11 protein-coding genes are annotated in these 13,715 nt (G+C 61.3%); 6 read left to right on the forward strand and 5 right to left on the reverse strand.

Annotation, left to right across the window (positions count from 1 at the left end; genetic code table 11):
* Positions 1-5: 5 nt before the first annotated feature.
* A complete protein-coding gene (gene glmS / locus AOZ07_RS11885; protein ID WP_060702190.1) occupies positions 6-1,877 on the forward strand; it encodes a glutamine--fructose-6-phosphate transaminase (isomerizing) in 1,872 nt (623 codons plus the stop codon).
* Positions 1,878-1,962: 85 nt separating this feature from the next.
* Here glmS and AOZ07_RS11890 read toward each other — a convergent pair whose 3' ends face one another.
* Positions 1,963-2,241: an HPr family phosphocarrier protein gene (locus AOZ07_RS11890; RefSeq protein ID WP_060702191.1), complete on the reverse strand. Its 279-nt coding sequence runs from the start codon at positions 2,239-2,241 to the stop codon at positions 1,963-1,965.
* A gap of 46 nt (positions 2,242-2,287) precedes the next feature.
* On the reverse strand, positions 2,288-3,967 hold the full coding sequence (gene ptsP / locus AOZ07_RS11895; RefSeq protein WP_060702192.1) for a phosphoenolpyruvate--protein phosphotransferase: 1,680 nt from the start codon (positions 3,965-3,967) through the stop codon (positions 2,288-2,290).
* A gap of 141 nt (positions 3,968-4,108) precedes the next feature.
* Here ptsP and AOZ07_RS11900 point away from each other — a divergent pair, with 141 nt between their 5' ends.
* From AOZ07_RS11900 to AOZ07_RS11920, 5 genes are all read left to right on the forward strand, one after another.
* Positions 4,109-4,831: a TetR/AcrR family transcriptional regulator gene (locus tag AOZ07_RS11900; protein ID WP_060702193.1), complete on the forward strand. Its 723-nt coding sequence runs from the start codon at positions 4,109-4,111 to the stop codon at positions 4,829-4,831.
* A gap of 72 nt (positions 4,832-4,903) precedes the next feature.
* Positions 4,904-6,865: a PTS mannitol transporter subunit IICBA gene (locus AOZ07_RS11905; protein WP_060702194.1), complete on the forward strand. Its 1,962-nt coding sequence runs from the start codon at positions 4,904-4,906 to the stop codon at positions 6,863-6,865.
* The gene (locus AOZ07_RS11910; RefSeq protein ID WP_060702195.1) at positions 6,862-8,001 is read left to right on the forward strand and encodes a mannitol-1-phosphate 5-dehydrogenase; all 1,140 of its coding nucleotides are present in this window, start codon (positions 6,862-6,864) and stop codon (positions 7,999-8,001) included. The genes AOZ07_RS11905 and AOZ07_RS11910 overlap by 4 nt, the downstream gene beginning before the upstream one ends.
* A gap of 123 nt (positions 8,002-8,124) precedes the next feature.
* Positions 8,125-8,475 carry a holo-ACP synthase gene (locus tag AOZ07_RS11915; RefSeq protein WP_060702196.1) on the forward strand — a complete coding sequence of 117 codons (351 nt, stop codon included), beginning with the start codon at positions 8,125-8,127 and terminating at the stop codon, positions 8,473-8,475.
* A 79-nt stretch (positions 8,476-8,554) separates the two neighbouring features.
* Positions 8,555-10,081: an NAD(P)H-hydrate dehydratase gene (locus AOZ07_RS11920; protein ID WP_060702197.1), complete on the forward strand. Its 1,527-nt coding sequence runs from the start codon at positions 8,555-8,557 to the stop codon at positions 10,079-10,081.
* 68 nt (positions 10,082-10,149) lie between these two features.
* On the opposite strand, the gene AOZ07_RS11925 is transcribed toward AOZ07_RS11920, so the two are convergent.
* From AOZ07_RS11925 to rpsI, 3 genes are all read right to left on the reverse strand, one after another.
* A complete protein-coding gene (locus AOZ07_RS11925) occupies positions 10,150-11,520 on the reverse strand; it encodes a UDP-glucose dehydrogenase family protein (protein ID WP_060702198.1) in 1,371 nt (456 codons plus the stop codon).
* Positions 11,521-11,667: 147 nt separating this feature from the next.
* A complete protein-coding gene (gene glmM, locus AOZ07_RS11930) occupies positions 11,668-13,014 on the reverse strand; it encodes a phosphoglucosamine mutase (RefSeq protein WP_060702199.1) in 1,347 nt (448 codons plus the stop codon).
* Positions 13,015-13,185: 171 nt separating this feature from the next.
* Positions 13,186-13,686 carry a 30S ribosomal protein S9 gene (gene rpsI / locus AOZ07_RS11935; protein WP_060702200.1) on the reverse strand — a complete coding sequence of 167 codons (501 nt, stop codon included), beginning with the start codon at positions 13,684-13,686 and terminating at the stop codon, positions 13,186-13,188.
* Positions 13,687-13,715 lie beyond the last annotated feature (29 nt).

Below are 13,715 nucleotides of genomic sequence, written 5' to 3' on the forward strand. Positions count from 1 at the left end.
TACCCATGTGCGGAATTGTTGGATATGCAGGAACCTCGAGCCGAGTCACCGACCACGGTGCCCTCGACGTTCTGATTGAAGGTTTGCGCCGGTTGGAATACCGCGGCTACGACTCGGCTGGTGTCGCAGTTGTCGCCGATGGCGCTATTCACTCTCGCAAGAAGGCCGGCAAGCTGGCCAACTTGGAGAATGAAATTGCTGAAGCTCCACTGCCCCAGTCGATGACTGGCATTGGACATACCCGTTGGGCAACCCACGGTGGGCCGAGTGATGGCAACGCCCACCCACACCTCGCCGATGGTGGCAAGCTTGCCATGATCCACAACGGAATTATCGAGAACTTCGCCGGCATCAAGGCCGAGCTGCTCGCCGAAGGCGTTGCTTTCCTCTCGGAAACCGACACCGAAGTTGCAGCCGCCTTGCTGGGCAAGATCTACACCAACGAAGCCGAAGGCGATTTGACCCGTGCCATGCGCTTGGCCGTTCAGCGCCTGGAAGGTGCCTTCACCCTGTTGGCCGTCCACCAGGACCACCCAGGTGTTGTTGTGGCGGCTCGCCGCAACTCGCCACTGGTCCTCGGCTTGGGTGACGGCGAGAACTTCCTGGGATCCGATGTTTCCGGCTTCATCGACTTCACCCGTCGTGCTGTGGAACTGGGCCAGGACCAGATTGTCACCATCACCCCTCAGAGCCACTCCATCATCGACTTCAACGGCACCCCTGCAGAGGGCAAGGAATTCACCGTTGACTGGGATGCAGCCAGCGCCGAGAAGGGCGGCTTCGCCTCCTTCATGGAGAAGGAAATCTTCGACCAGCCTGCAGCTGTCGCCGACACCCTGCTGGGCCGCTCGGACGCTAACGGCCGCTTGACCCTCGATGAGCTTCGCATCTCTCCCGAGGAGCTGGCGAAGATCACCAAGATTGTTGTCCTTGCTTGCGGCACCAGCGCTTACGCCGGCACCGTAGCAAAGTACGCCATCGAATCCTGGTGCCGCATCCCGGTTGAGGTCGAGCTCTCCCACGAGTTCCGCTACCGCGAACCGATCGTGGACGAGAACACCCTGATTGTGTCCATCTCCCAGTCAGGCGAGACCATGGATACCCTGATGGCTGTGCGCTACGCCAAGGAACAGGGCGCCAAGACCCTGTCCATCTGCAACACCAACGGGTCCACCATCCCGCGTGAATCCGATGCGGTGCTGTACACCCACGCAGGTCCGGAAATCGCAGTGGCCTCCACCAAGGCCTTCCTGGCACAGATCACCGCGACCTACCTGCTGGGCCTGTACCTGGCGCAACTGCGCGGCAACCTGTTCTCCGGCCAGATCAAGGACATCCTTGCCGACCTGGGCAAGATCCCTTCCAAGATCCAGGACATCCTGGACCGCGCTGAAGAGATCAAGACGGTGGCCCGCAAGATGGCTGACACCCCATCGGTATTGTTCCTGGGCCGCCACGTTGGCTACCCGGTAGCAATGGAAGGCGCCTTGAAGCTCAAGGAAATCGCCTACATCCATGCGGAAGGCTTCGCCGCTGGCGAGCTCAAGCACGGTCCGATCGCCCTGATCGAGCAGGACCAGCCGGTCTTCGTGGTGGTTCCGTCCCCACGCGGCCGCGACTCCCTGCACTCGAAGGTTGTCTCCAACATCCAGGAAGTTCGCGCCCGCGGTGCAAACACCCTGGTGATCGCGGAGTCCGGCGATGAGGACGTCCGCGCCTACGCAGAGTTCGTCTTCTACGTGCCAGAGACCCCAACCCTGCTGATGCCGCTGCTGACCACCGTTCCGCTGCAGCTGTTCGCTTGCGAGCTGGCTTCAGCCAAGGGCTATGACGTGGACCAGCCGCGCAACTTGGCCAAGTCGGTGACCGTGGAGTAATCCACGCGTCGCCACCACGCAAAGAGTCCACACCATTTTGGTGTGGACTCTTTGCTGTTAACTCAAGAAAATCGCTGCAGGACTTCTAGCTGGCGTCGTGGTCGGTTTCCAAGACTGCCGCCAATGCATCCAACGCGGCTTGCGCACCGGCATCCTCGCTACGCAGCACCACCACTTCCCCGTGCCCGGCGCCCAGGCCCATCAGGGTCAGGATGCTGCTGGCATCGCCGGCGTCTTCCGCCGGCTCGCCCTGGCGCGCAATGGTGATGTCAAAGTCGTAGTCGCTGGCGGCCTCGGCGAAGATCGCAGCCGGACGTGCGTGCAAGCCGACGCTGCTGCCGATGGTGGCTGTACGTTCAATCATGGTGTTGTTCCTTTTCTGGTTGTTGGTTCGTGACAGGCTTCTTGGGCTAGAGCCCGAGCTGATCGAGAATGGGCAGGCCTGCGCGCACCTGCTGCTGGGCTTCCTGTGCGTTACGCGCGTTCAGCGCCACCTCGGCCAGTTCCTGCGCCTGCGCCAGGGTGATCGAGCGCAGCACCGAGCTGACCGCGGGAATCGAGCGTGCGCTCATGGACAGGGTGGCAACACCCAGGCCCGCCAGGACCACCGCCATGGCAGGATCGCCGGCGGACTCCCCGCACACGCCGACCGGGCGCTGGCCCGCCAGCTGCGCGCCGTCCACCGCGTGCTTGACCAGCTGCAAGACGGCAGGCTGCCATCCGGTATTCAGCGCGGCCAGGGAGCCAAGCTGCCGGTCTGCGGCCATCGCGTACTGGGTGAGGTCATTGGTGCCCAGCGAGGCGAACTGCACCGGTTGCAGCACATGCCGGGAGTTGAGCGCCGCGGAGGGCACCTCGATCATCACCCCGGGAGTCCTCAGCCCGGCGTCAGCGCACATCCGGGCAAAGGCTTCGGAATCCTCGACGGTGGAAATCATCGGGGCCATGACCCAGACCTCGGCGCTGCTCCCGGCAGCGGCCTGGGCGATGGCCTGCAGCTGGCGCTGCAGCACGCCGGGGTTGCTCCAGTCCGTGCGGTAGCCGCGCACGCCCAGCGCCGGATTCGGCTCCGTCGAGTCGGTCAGGAAGGGCAGTGGCTTATCAGCGCCGGCATCCAGGGTGCGGACCACGACCTTCTTGCCGGCAAAGGCATCGAAGACCCCGGCATAGGCGGCAGCTTGTTCCTCCACGCTGGGCTCGCTATCGCGTTCCAGGAAGCAGAATTCCGTGCGGAACAATCCGACACCTTCGGCGCCGTCGGCAGCGGCTCGGCGGGCGCTATCGGCGCCCCCGACGTTGGCCAGCAGCGGCACCGCGTGCCCATCGGCGGTGGCACCGGTGCCATCGAAGCTCTGCAGCTGGGCCGAGGCCTGCCACCGTTCGGCAGCCTGGCGCTCGGGCTGCCCCGGTTCCAGATGGATCTCTCCGGTGGCGCCATCCACATAGATTTCGGCATCCGCCAGGATCTGCTCGGCGCCAGCAGCGGCCACCACTGCTGGTAGCCCCAGCGAGCGGGCGATGATCGCGGTGTGCGACTGCGGGCCGCCTTCGGAGGTCAGCAGGGCCAGCACCTGCGCGGGATCCAGGGTGGCCGTGTCGGCGGGAGCAAGGTCCTGCGCTACGAGGATGAACGGGGTGTCGCTGTGCGGAATGCCTGGGGCAGGGGCGCCGCGCAGCTCGGCGACGATGCGCTGGCGCACGTCCAGCACGTCGGTGGCGCGTTCGGCCATGTACCCGCCTAAAGCACCCAGCTGGGTGGCCACGGTCTGGGCCGCGTCCCAGATGGCCCGCTCGGCACAGATGCCAGCGGTGATCTTCTTGGCGGCGGTCTTGAGCAGCATGCTGTCCTTGGCCATGAGGGCGGTGGCTTCCAAGACGGCCTTGGCATCGTCCTGGGCGTGGCTGGCCCGGTCTTTGAGCTGTTCATGCACGCGTCCAGCGGCCGCTTTCAGCTGCGCAATCGCGTCCTCGGCTGAGACATCTGGTGACAGCCGCTGCTCGGCGTGCGGTTCTTGAACCGGTTGCGGCATGTGGCGGATTGTTCCGATAATGCGGCCCGGGCTGACCCCGACGCCCTTCAAATTTTGCATGGTCGTTCCTTGTCTTGGCGCGGGCGCACCCATCCCTGCTGCAGTGCGGGTGTGGTGCGGGTTTCGCGATAAGTTCTTGGCGTTTGCGCGATGCTGTGATTCAATTCATATAACAGCGCTATAAGTGATAGGGTAACGCTTATGAGTTCCAATGACCAGTTGCCTCCGAAAACTCGCCTGCTGCAAGCAGCCACCGAACTGCTGGCGAATGCAGGCAGCGAGCCGGTGTCGACTCGGCAGATCACCAAACTCGCTGGTGTCACCGCACCAACCCTTTACCACCACTTCGGAGACAAGGAAGGACTGTTTAATGCAGTAGTCACCGCAGGTTTCGAAGAGTACCTGGCAGGCGAACGAGCCATCAATTTGGATTCCAATCCAATCGAGGACATCCGCCGCCTCTGGGATGGCCATGTGCAGTTCGGCCTTGATAAGACCCACCTTTATCTGGTGTTGTTCGGCAACATCCGCCCCGAAAGCCGCCCGGCAATCGTGGCAGAGGCTGAACAGCTGGTGGCCGAACGGCTCAACCGCGCGGCCATAGCCGGACAGTTGAAAGTTCCACCGCATGAAGCGGCACGCAGCATCATGGCCGCCAACGTCGGCGTCACCCTGATGCTCATCGCCGAATCAGCGGACCGGAGAAATCTGGAGTTGTCCACGATGACGCGCGACTCCATGATCCAGGCCGTGTTCAATGACGAAGCGCACGCCCAGTTCTCCGAACCCACCAATCAGTCCTCCGTCGTCGTTGCCGCCATTGCCTTGAATGCGGCACTGCAGTCTTCGAACTCCAACGAGCTATCCAGTACAGAACTCAAGCTGTTCTTGGAATGGCTTCACAGGATCTCTTCCTCCGGATAGCCTCGAAGTCCCACGACCACCCATAATCTCCAGATCTACTACCCGCCCACGGGCGAATTCTTAGGATTAGTCATGGAAACAGAAACGGTTGAAAAACCACGCGCCGGCTTGAGAGTCGGTGTCCAGAAGTTCGGCACCTTCCTCTCAGGCATGATCATGCCCAATATCGGCGCATTCATCGCCTGGGGCCTGATTACAGCCCTGTTCATCCCGAAAGGCTTCCTGCCAAACGAGCAGCTGGCACTGCTGGTGAGCCCGATGATCACCTTCCTGTTGCCGCTGCTCATCGGCTACACCGGCGGACATGCCATCCATGGTTTGCGCGGCGGCGTTGTCGGCGCCGCGGCAACCATGGGCGTGATCGTGGGTACCGATATCCCGATGTTCATTGGCGCGATGATCATGGGCCCGCTGGCGGCTTGGGTCATGAAGAAGCTGGATGCACTGTGGGATGGCCGCATCAAGCCCGGCTTCGAGATGCTGGTGAACAACTTCTCGGCGGGCATTGTTGCCGCCATCATGGCCATCATCGGCATGCTGCTCGTCGGCCCAGCCGTCAAGGCCTTCAGCCAGGGCGCAGCCACCGCAGTTGACTTCCTGGTCCAGCATGGCCTGCTGCCGCTGACCAGCATCCTGATCGAGCCGGCCAAGATCCTGTTCCTGAACAACGCCATCAACCACGGCATCCTCACCCCGCTGGGCACCGAGGAATCATTGAACGCCGGCAAATCGATGCTCTTCCTGCTCGAGTCCAACCCCGGCCCGGGCCTCGGCCTGCTGCTGGCCTACACGGTCTTCGGACGCGGCATGGCCCGCGCCTCGGCTCCCGGTGCCGCGCTGATCCAGTTCGTCGGCGGTATCCACGAGATCTACTTCCCTTACGTGCTGATGAAGCCAGTAATCGTTCTGGCTCCGATCCTCGGCGGCATGACCGGCGTCTTCACCCTCGTGGTGACCGGTGCCGGCCTGCGATCGCCTGCGGCTCCTGGCAGCATCTTGGCCGTATTCGCCGCGGCGTCCTCGGATAGCTATCTCGGCGTCACCCTCTCGGTGCTCTTTGCCACCATCGTCTCCTTTGTCGTTGCAGGGCTGATCCTGAAGCTGAGCAAGAACACCGAAGGCGACGAGCTGGGTGAAGCCACCTCGAAGATGGAGGCCATGAAGGGCAAGAAGAGCTCGGTAGCTTCTGCTTTGGTTTCCGCGGCCGCTACCTCCGGTCCAATCCGCACCGTCGTTTTTGCTTGCGATGCAGGCATGGGCTCGAGCGCCATGGGCGCTTCGGTACTGCGCAACAAGATCAAGGACGCCGGCTTTGGCGACGTCAAGGTCACCAACTCGGCCATTGCCAACCTGACCGACACCTACGACATCGTGGTGACGCATCAGGACCTCGCGGATCGCGCCAAGCCGAAGACCGGAAGTGCCACGCACGTCTCGGTGGACAACTTCATGAACAGCCCTCGCTATGACGAAATCGTTGAACTGGTGCGCACGAGCAACACTGCCCCAGCCGATGCCGCGCCTGCCGAAACCGTCCCGGCTGCCCCCGCTGCTGCAGACGCAGCCTCCGAGGACGAGAATGCCGAAGCCCAGCCAGCCCACGAGGTTCTGGCGGCGGATGGCGTGGTGCTCCAGGGCACCGCGACCGAGCGCGATGCAGCCATCGACGAAGTCGGCCAGTTGCTGATGCAGCGTGGCTCCGTTGACGCGGACTACGTGTTGGCCATGCACGAACGCGAGACCTCGGTGTCCACCTATATGGGCAACTTCCTGGCCATCCCGCACGGCACCAATGATGCCAAGGAGCACATCAACCACTCGGCCGTCGCCGTGGTCCGCTATCCGGAAGGCATCGACTGGGGCGGCAAGGACGTGAAGTTTGTCGTGGGTGTTGCGGGCTTGAACAATGAACATCTGAAGATCCTGGCCTCCATCGCCAAGATCTTCACCAACAAGGACCAGGTCGCCCAGCTGGAGCAGGCCACTTCCGTCGAGGAAATCCTTGATCTATTCGGAAAGGTCAACACCAAGTGAAAGCCGTACATTTTGGAGCGGGAAACATCGGCCGTGGCTTCGTCGGCTTGCTGCTGCACGAAGCCGGCTATGAGATCGTCTTCGCTGACGTAGCGGCAGAGCTCATCGACAGCCTTGCCGCTGCCGAGAGCTACACCGTGCATGAAGTTGGGCAGGAAGGACAGGACAAGGTCGTCACCGGCTTCAGCGCCCTGAATTCCGGTTCGCAGCAGGCCGAGGTCATCGAGCAGATCGCCACGGCGGACCTGGTGACCACCGCGGTGGGCCCTCACATCCTGAAATTCGTCGCCCCGGCCATCGCACAGGCCCTGGCCCAGCGCCCAGCCCAGCTGGCTCCATTGCATGTGATGGCCTGCGAGAACGCCATCAATGCCACCGATATCCTGCAGCAGGAAATCCAGGGAGCATGGGAGGGCACGGAGCAGGAACTGGCCTCCCGCGCCATCTTCGCCAACACCGCGGTGGATCGCATTGTCCCGGCACAGGCACCCGGCCAGAACCTGGATGTCACCGTTGAGACCTTCTACGAGTGGGTCATCGACCGCACCCCGTTCAATGGCGACGAGCCAGCGATCCCCGGGGCAACCTTCGTTGATGAATTGCTGCCTTACATTGAACGCAAGCTGTTCACCGTGAATACGGGACATGCCAGCGCAGCGTACTTCGGCGCCGCAGCGGGAATTGAGAAGATCTCCGATGCGATGGCTGATGAGCAGATCTCGCAGAAGGTGAATGCAGTCCTGCAGGAGACCAAGTCGCTGCTGGTGACCAAGCACGGACTGGATCCAGTAGCGCAGGAAGCCTATGTGCAGAAGATCCTGACCCGCTTCACCAACCCGCACCTGCCTGACACCGTGGGCCGCGTGGGCCGTGCGCCAATGCGCAAGCTCAGCCGCCATGAACGATTCATCGGCCCAGCTGCGGACCTGGCTGAACGCGGAATGCCAACGTCAGCCTTGTCTGTGGCCATTGCCGCGGCTCTGCAGTTCAACGCACCAGGAGATGAAGAGGCCGTGGCCCTGCACCAGATCCTGGAAAGCCAGTCCCCTGATGAGGCCACCGCCTCGATCACCGGACTAGAGCCGGGGCATCCGCTCTTCGCTCAGGTCAGCTCGCTCATCGCTGAAGCTGTCTAGCAGCAGCAGGGTTTGTGCAAGCTCGCGGGGTTCCGCGTTGCCATGCGGCAACGCGGAACCCCGCGGTTTTCTATCCGAGAATCCAGGTATTTCGCCCAGATGGCGGCCGATATAATGGAATCCATGATTGCAGGTATCGGAGTCGACATTGTCGACGTGCCCCGTTTTGGCCGACAACTCGAAAAGACCCCTCGCCTGAGAGAACGCCTCTTCACGGAAGAAGAACGCAACCTGCCTCTGCGCTCGCTGGCCGCCCGCTTTGCAGCCAAGGAAGCCATCGCCAAAGCGCTTGGTGGACCAGCTGGGATGAACTGGCAAGACTGCACCATCCGCAAAGATGAAGCCGGGGATCCACAAATCCACAACACCGGCTCCGTTGCCAAGGCCAGTGAACAGCGGGGAATCACTTCATGGCATCTGACCATGTCACACGATGGCGACATGGCCATCGCCATGGTCGTTGCCGAAAGCTGACACTTCCAAAACAAAAGAATAACGACACGATTGGCATTAAATAAGGATTCAGACGACCGCCTTGAGTATTGTTTGAATTATGATCCCTGTCTACAGTGTTGCGCAGATTCGTGCGGTTGAGGCCCAGGAGATTTCCAAGCGCGGCGAAGCGAGCCTGATGAAGCAAGCCGCCGCCGAATTGGCTTCAACGGCAGCCACCATGCTGGCCGAAAAACCAGGCACGGAACCTGCCTTTGTTATCGCCCTGATTGGACCCGGCAATAACGGTGGAGATGGCCTTTATGCACTGGCTCAGCTCCAGGAGCAAGGAATCTCCACGCTCGCCTTGCAATTCGGGGACCACGTACATGCCGAGGCCGCCACAGCCTACCAGAGCGCCGGCGGAACACTGACTGATTATTCTGATGGTCAAAGTGAACTGGCTAATGCTTCACTGGTCATCGACGCGCTGTACGGCTTGGGATACCGCGCTGGTTCCCCACTGCCGACACTTCCTGCACACAGCCGCGTGCTTGCTTGCGACGTACCTTCGGGGTTGCACCCGGATACCGGGGTCGCAGAAGACAACGTGTTGCGCGCCGAGCGCACCGTGACCTTTGGTGCCATGAAGTCGGGGCTGCTGACCGTTGATGCACCACTGGTCACCGGGGAAATCTCCATTGCTGGTCTTGGATTTGATTTTTCTGCAGTGGCACCCGAAACCCAGCTGGTCGATGAGGCTGCTGCGCAAGAACTCCTGGACGAGCATCGTTCGTGGCGCGACGCTGGACGCCACAAGTACCAGCGCGGAGTCTTGGGCCTCATAGCAGGCTCTGACCTCTATCCCGGGGCTGCCCAGCTGACAGCCAAGGCGGCCGTGAACTGCGGTGTCGGCCTGCTGCGTACACATGTTCCGGACTCCGTGCGCCCATTGGTTGCCGCCTCGGTTCCGGAATCCGTCCCGCTGGATGATCAGCAGATCAAGGAAGCACTCTCTTCCTCGCGTCGCCACCTGCATGGCAAGGGTGCCAAGATCTCGGCTTGGGCCATCGGCCCTGGCCTTGACGGACGCACTCCCCCAACCGGTGCCATTGCCGAAGTGTTCGCCAGCCGCCAGCCAGCGGTCATTGACGCTTCAGGCTTGGAAGTCGTTCCAACTGGCCCTAGCGAACAGCCACGCGTCCTGACTCCGCACGCCAAGGAACTGCGAATGCTGCTGGGCCGCGCCGGAGTGAAGGTGACTCCCGACGAGATTGCCCAGGATCCGATTCGGTGGACCCGCTGGGCCGCCTTGGCCTACAACGCAGTTGTCCTTCTGAAGGGTCCGACCAGCTACATTGTCGCCCCTAATGGCAGCAGCCTCGTGGTAACCCACTCGTCGCCCCAGTTGGCCACAGCCGGCAGCGGCGACGTGCTCACTGGCATCCTCGGCTACCTGCTGTCCGACGGATCCCTGACCGGCACGCAGGGCCTGCGAACCGTGCCTAACCGTCGCATCATGGAACTCTCTGCCTGTGCTGCGATCATCCACGGCCACCTTGGACGAGTAACCGCGCAGGATGGCACGGTCAGCGCTTCGCGCCTGATCGATAACCTGCCGAAGGTCATGAAGCACTTCGGCTTCTAGGCGTCGACGCCAAGAGGCAAAAAATGCGGTTGTCTTTCGACAACCGCATTTTTGCTATCCACGTAGCGCTAGGACTGAACCGGAACCGGCCCGGTTGCAACGTTGTTGCTGTTGAGCTCGAAATACTCGCCTGGACCGGTCATGACCCAGCCCTGCTCGCGCCAGGCAGGACGGTCCAGCACGTTGCGGCCGTCGATGAGCATCTTCGATGCCACGACTTCGCCCAGCTGTCGCGGATCCAGGTCGCGGAATTCCTGCCACTCGGTCAGCACCAAGGTCAGGTCTGCGTTGCGGGCAGCTTCCTGATGCGAATCCACGTAGTTCAAACGCGGGAAGCGGCCTGCGGCATTGGCATTGCCCTCAGGGTCATAGACCGAGACTTCGGCTCCAGCGTTATACAGGCGTACCGCGATGTCCAATGCAGGGGAATCGCGCACGTCATCGCTGTTGGGCTTGAACGTGACGCCGAGGACGCAAATATGCTTGCCAGCCAGCTCATTGCCCAGCATGTTTTCAGCCAGCGAAACAACGCGGTCTCGTCGGCGCAGGTTGATCTGGTCTACCTCGGAGAGGAAGTTCATGGTCTGGGTCAGCCCGAGCTCGCTCACGCGCGCTTGGAGGGCGCGAATGTCCTTCGGCAGGCATCCGCCGCCAAAGCCCACTCCGGCGTTCAGGAAACGACGGCCAATGCGCTTATCGTGGCCAATGGCGTCGGCCAGGGTCTTGATGTCGCCGCCCACGGTTTCGGTCACCTCGGCAAAGGCATTGATGAAGGAAATCTTGGTCGCCAGGAACGCATTGGCGGCCACCTTGACCAGCTCCGCGGTTTCAAGGTCGGTGACGATTTCAGGGATCTCCTGGGCCAGCACCGGTGCGTACACTTCGCGCAGCAGCTCAAGGCCGCGCTCGCCTTCAAGGCCATAGACCAGACGGTCAGGCCGCAGCGTATCGTTCACTGCGAAACCTTCACGCAGGAATTCAGGATTCCATGCCAGGGCAATGGAGCTTCCGGGCTTGGCATCTTGAGCAATTTTCTCGCTCAACCGGCGGGCGGTGCCCACCGGCACGGTCGACTTGCCGACAATCAACGCTTCCGACGTGATGTGCTCAAGCAGCGAGTCGACAGCCCCGTCTACGTAAGACATGTCTGCTGACTGCGAATCAGGACGCTGGGGCGTACCCACGGTGATGAAATGGATATCCGCGTTGGCAGCTACATCGGCATAGTCGTCGGTGAATCGCAGGCGTCCGGAGGACACATGTTTGCGCAGCAGTTCCGGCAGGCCCGGTTCATGGAAGGGCAGCACGCCAGCGGCCAGCGCATCGAGCTTGGCCTTATCCACATCGACGCCGATGACTTCATAGCCCAATTCGGCCATGCAGGCGGCATGGGTTGCACCGAGGTAGCCGGTGCCGATCACGCTGATGCGTAGAGTCACGAAAGTCCTTCTCTCCGAGAACACGAACCGATGTCTGTTTCTACTTGTTAGCATGCCACACCCCCGCAGGCTGTTCTTATGCAGAACACCCTGCGGGGGTGTGAGTTTTCTTGATATTTCCGTACTAGTTGCCGAACGCCCGCTGAACTACAGGGAAAGGTGTTCCTTGACCGACGCGCTCAGTGTCTCGGCTTCAGCCTCGGCCTGATCATGCGTAGCCGCTTCAACCATGACGCGAACCACTGGCTCGGTGCCCGATGGACGCAAGAGCACGCGGCCGGTGGAACCCAAACGGGCTTCCGCGGCAGCGATATCCCGCTGCAGCGGCTCGCAATCCGGTGCCGCTGCCTTGTCCACGCCACGGACGTTGATCAGCACCTGCGGCAGGACTGTCAGCACCGAGGCGAGTTCCTTCAAGGTTTTGCCGGTGGCCTTCACCCGGGCTGCGATCATCAGGCCGGTTAGAACGCCGTCACCGGTGGTAGCGTGCTTGGAGAAGATCACGTGGCCTGACTGCTCGCCGCCAAGCGAGTAGTTTCCTTCGTGCATTCCTTCAAGTACGTAGCGATCCCCCACACCGGTCTGCTTCAAGGTGATCCCTGCAGCTTCCATGGCCAGATTCAAGCCGAGGTTGCTCATCACGGTGGCGACAAGCGTGTCATCCTTCAGCTCACCGCGGTCCTTCATGTCCAGCGCCATGATGGCCATGATCTGGTCGCCATCGACAATGGAGCCTTCGTGGTCTACCGCAAGGCAACGGTCTGCGTCGCCGTCGTGGGCGATGCCCAGATCAGCATGGTGCTCCAGCACGGCGGACTGCAGCTTCGCCAAGTGGGTGGATCCATAGCCATCATTGATGTTGATGCCATCTGGGTCTGCGCCAATGACGATGACTTCGGCGCCTGCAGCCTTGAATACTTCTGGTGAGCAGCCCGAAGCTGCACCGTGGGCGCAATCCAGAACGACCTTCAAACCGTCGATGCGGTTAGGCAGTGCCTGCAGCAGGTGCATGACGTAGCGGTCTTCAGCGTCGGCGAATCGTGCGACGCGGCCCACTTCGCCACCGGTTGGGCGGGGCTTGGGCATTTTCAGGCACGCTTCAATGGCGTCTTCCAAAGCGTCATCGAGCTTCTTGCCACCGCGGGCCAAGAACTTGATTCCGTTATCCGGAGCTGCGTTGTGCGACGCGGAGATCATGACACCGAAATCAGCGTCCAAGTCCCCTACCAGGAAGGCTGCTGCGGGAGTTGGCAGCGTGCCTGCGTCCATGACGTCCACACCTGAGGCGGCGAGGCCGGCCTCAATTGCTGCGGAGAGGAAGTCTCCACTGATACGCGGATCTTTTGCCACCACCGCAACAGGCTTGTGCCCGTCTTCAGGTTGGCTCAAGCCCAGCACCACGGATGCCGCCTGCGCCAGCTCCAGCGCCAACTCGGGAGTTAACAGTTCGTTTGCTTTTCCTCGGACCCCATCGGTCCCAAATAATCTTGCCATCGTTTCCAATCATATGCCCTCTACTTCGATTTATCTTCGTTGAAGAGATGCGACGGGTGTGGAATGGGAGAAGATTATTATCAACCCCGAGAATGCCACCGTTAATGGACCAAAGGCTCCAACTTCCCTTGCGGGATGTTGGAGCCTCCGGAAAAGACCTTGAAGTAAGGTTTAGCGCTTCGAGAACTGCGAAGCCTTACGTGCCTTCTTCAGACCAGCCTTCTTGCGCTCGATGACGCGTGCGTCACGAGTCAAGTAGCCAGCCTTCTTCAGGGTTGCGCGGTTTGCATCGCGATCGATCTCGTTCAGCGAGCGAGCGATACCCAAACGCAGTGCACCGGCCTGGCCGGAAATGCCGCCACCGTTGATACGAGCGATAACATCGTAAGCACCCTCAAGACCAAGGATCTTGAAAGGCTCGTTGACGTCCTGCTGGTGCAGCTTGTTAGGGAAGAAGTTCTCCAGGGTGCGACCGTTAACGGTCCACTTGCCGGTACCTGGTACCAGGCGAACGCGGGCGATAGCCTGCTTGCGACGGCCAACTGCTGCACCTGGAACGGTCAGCGGAGCGCGCTCGGTTTCGGCAACTACGGCCGAAGCAGAGGTCTCGGTGGTGTAAGTCGAAGGGGTCTCGCCTTCGAATTCAGTGGTTTCTTCAGCGTTCTGAGCCACGATAATCTCCTATTAAGTATTTCTTCTCG

It is taken from the genome of Glutamicibacter halophytocola, assembly GCF_001302565.1.
In the GTDB taxonomy this organism is placed as follows: domain Bacteria; phylum Actinomycetota; class Actinomycetes; order Actinomycetales; family Micrococcaceae; genus Glutamicibacter; species Glutamicibacter halophytocola.

Coding starts and splice junctions, on each gene's coding strand:
- glmS (WP_060702190.1), top strand. CDS start 6: ATGTGCGGAATTGTTGGATATGCAGGAACCTCGAGCCGAGTCACCGAC.
- AOZ07_RS11890 (WP_060702191.1), bottom strand. CDS start 2,241: ATGATTGAACGTACAGCCACCATCGGCAGCAGCGTCGGCTTGCACGCA.
- ptsP (WP_060702192.1), bottom strand. CDS start 3,967: ATGCAAAATTTGAAGGGCGTCGGGGTCAGCCCGGGCCGCATTATCGGA.
- AOZ07_RS11900 (WP_060702193.1), top strand. CDS start 4,109: ATGAGTTCCAATGACCAGTTGCCTCCGAAAACTCGCCTGCTGCAAGCA.
- AOZ07_RS11905 (WP_060702194.1), top strand. CDS start 4,904: ATGGAAACAGAAACGGTTGAAAAACCACGCGCCGGCTTGAGAGTCGGT.
- AOZ07_RS11915 (WP_060702196.1), top strand. CDS start 8,125: ATGATTGCAGGTATCGGAGTCGACATTGTCGACGTGCCCCGTTTTGGC.
- AOZ07_RS11920 (WP_060702197.1), top strand. CDS start 8,555: ATGATCCCTGTCTACAGTGTTGCGCAGATTCGTGCGGTTGAGGCCCAG.
- glmM (WP_060702199.1), bottom strand. CDS start 13,014: ATGGCAAGATTATTTGGGACCGATGGGGTCCGAGGAAAAGCAAACGAA.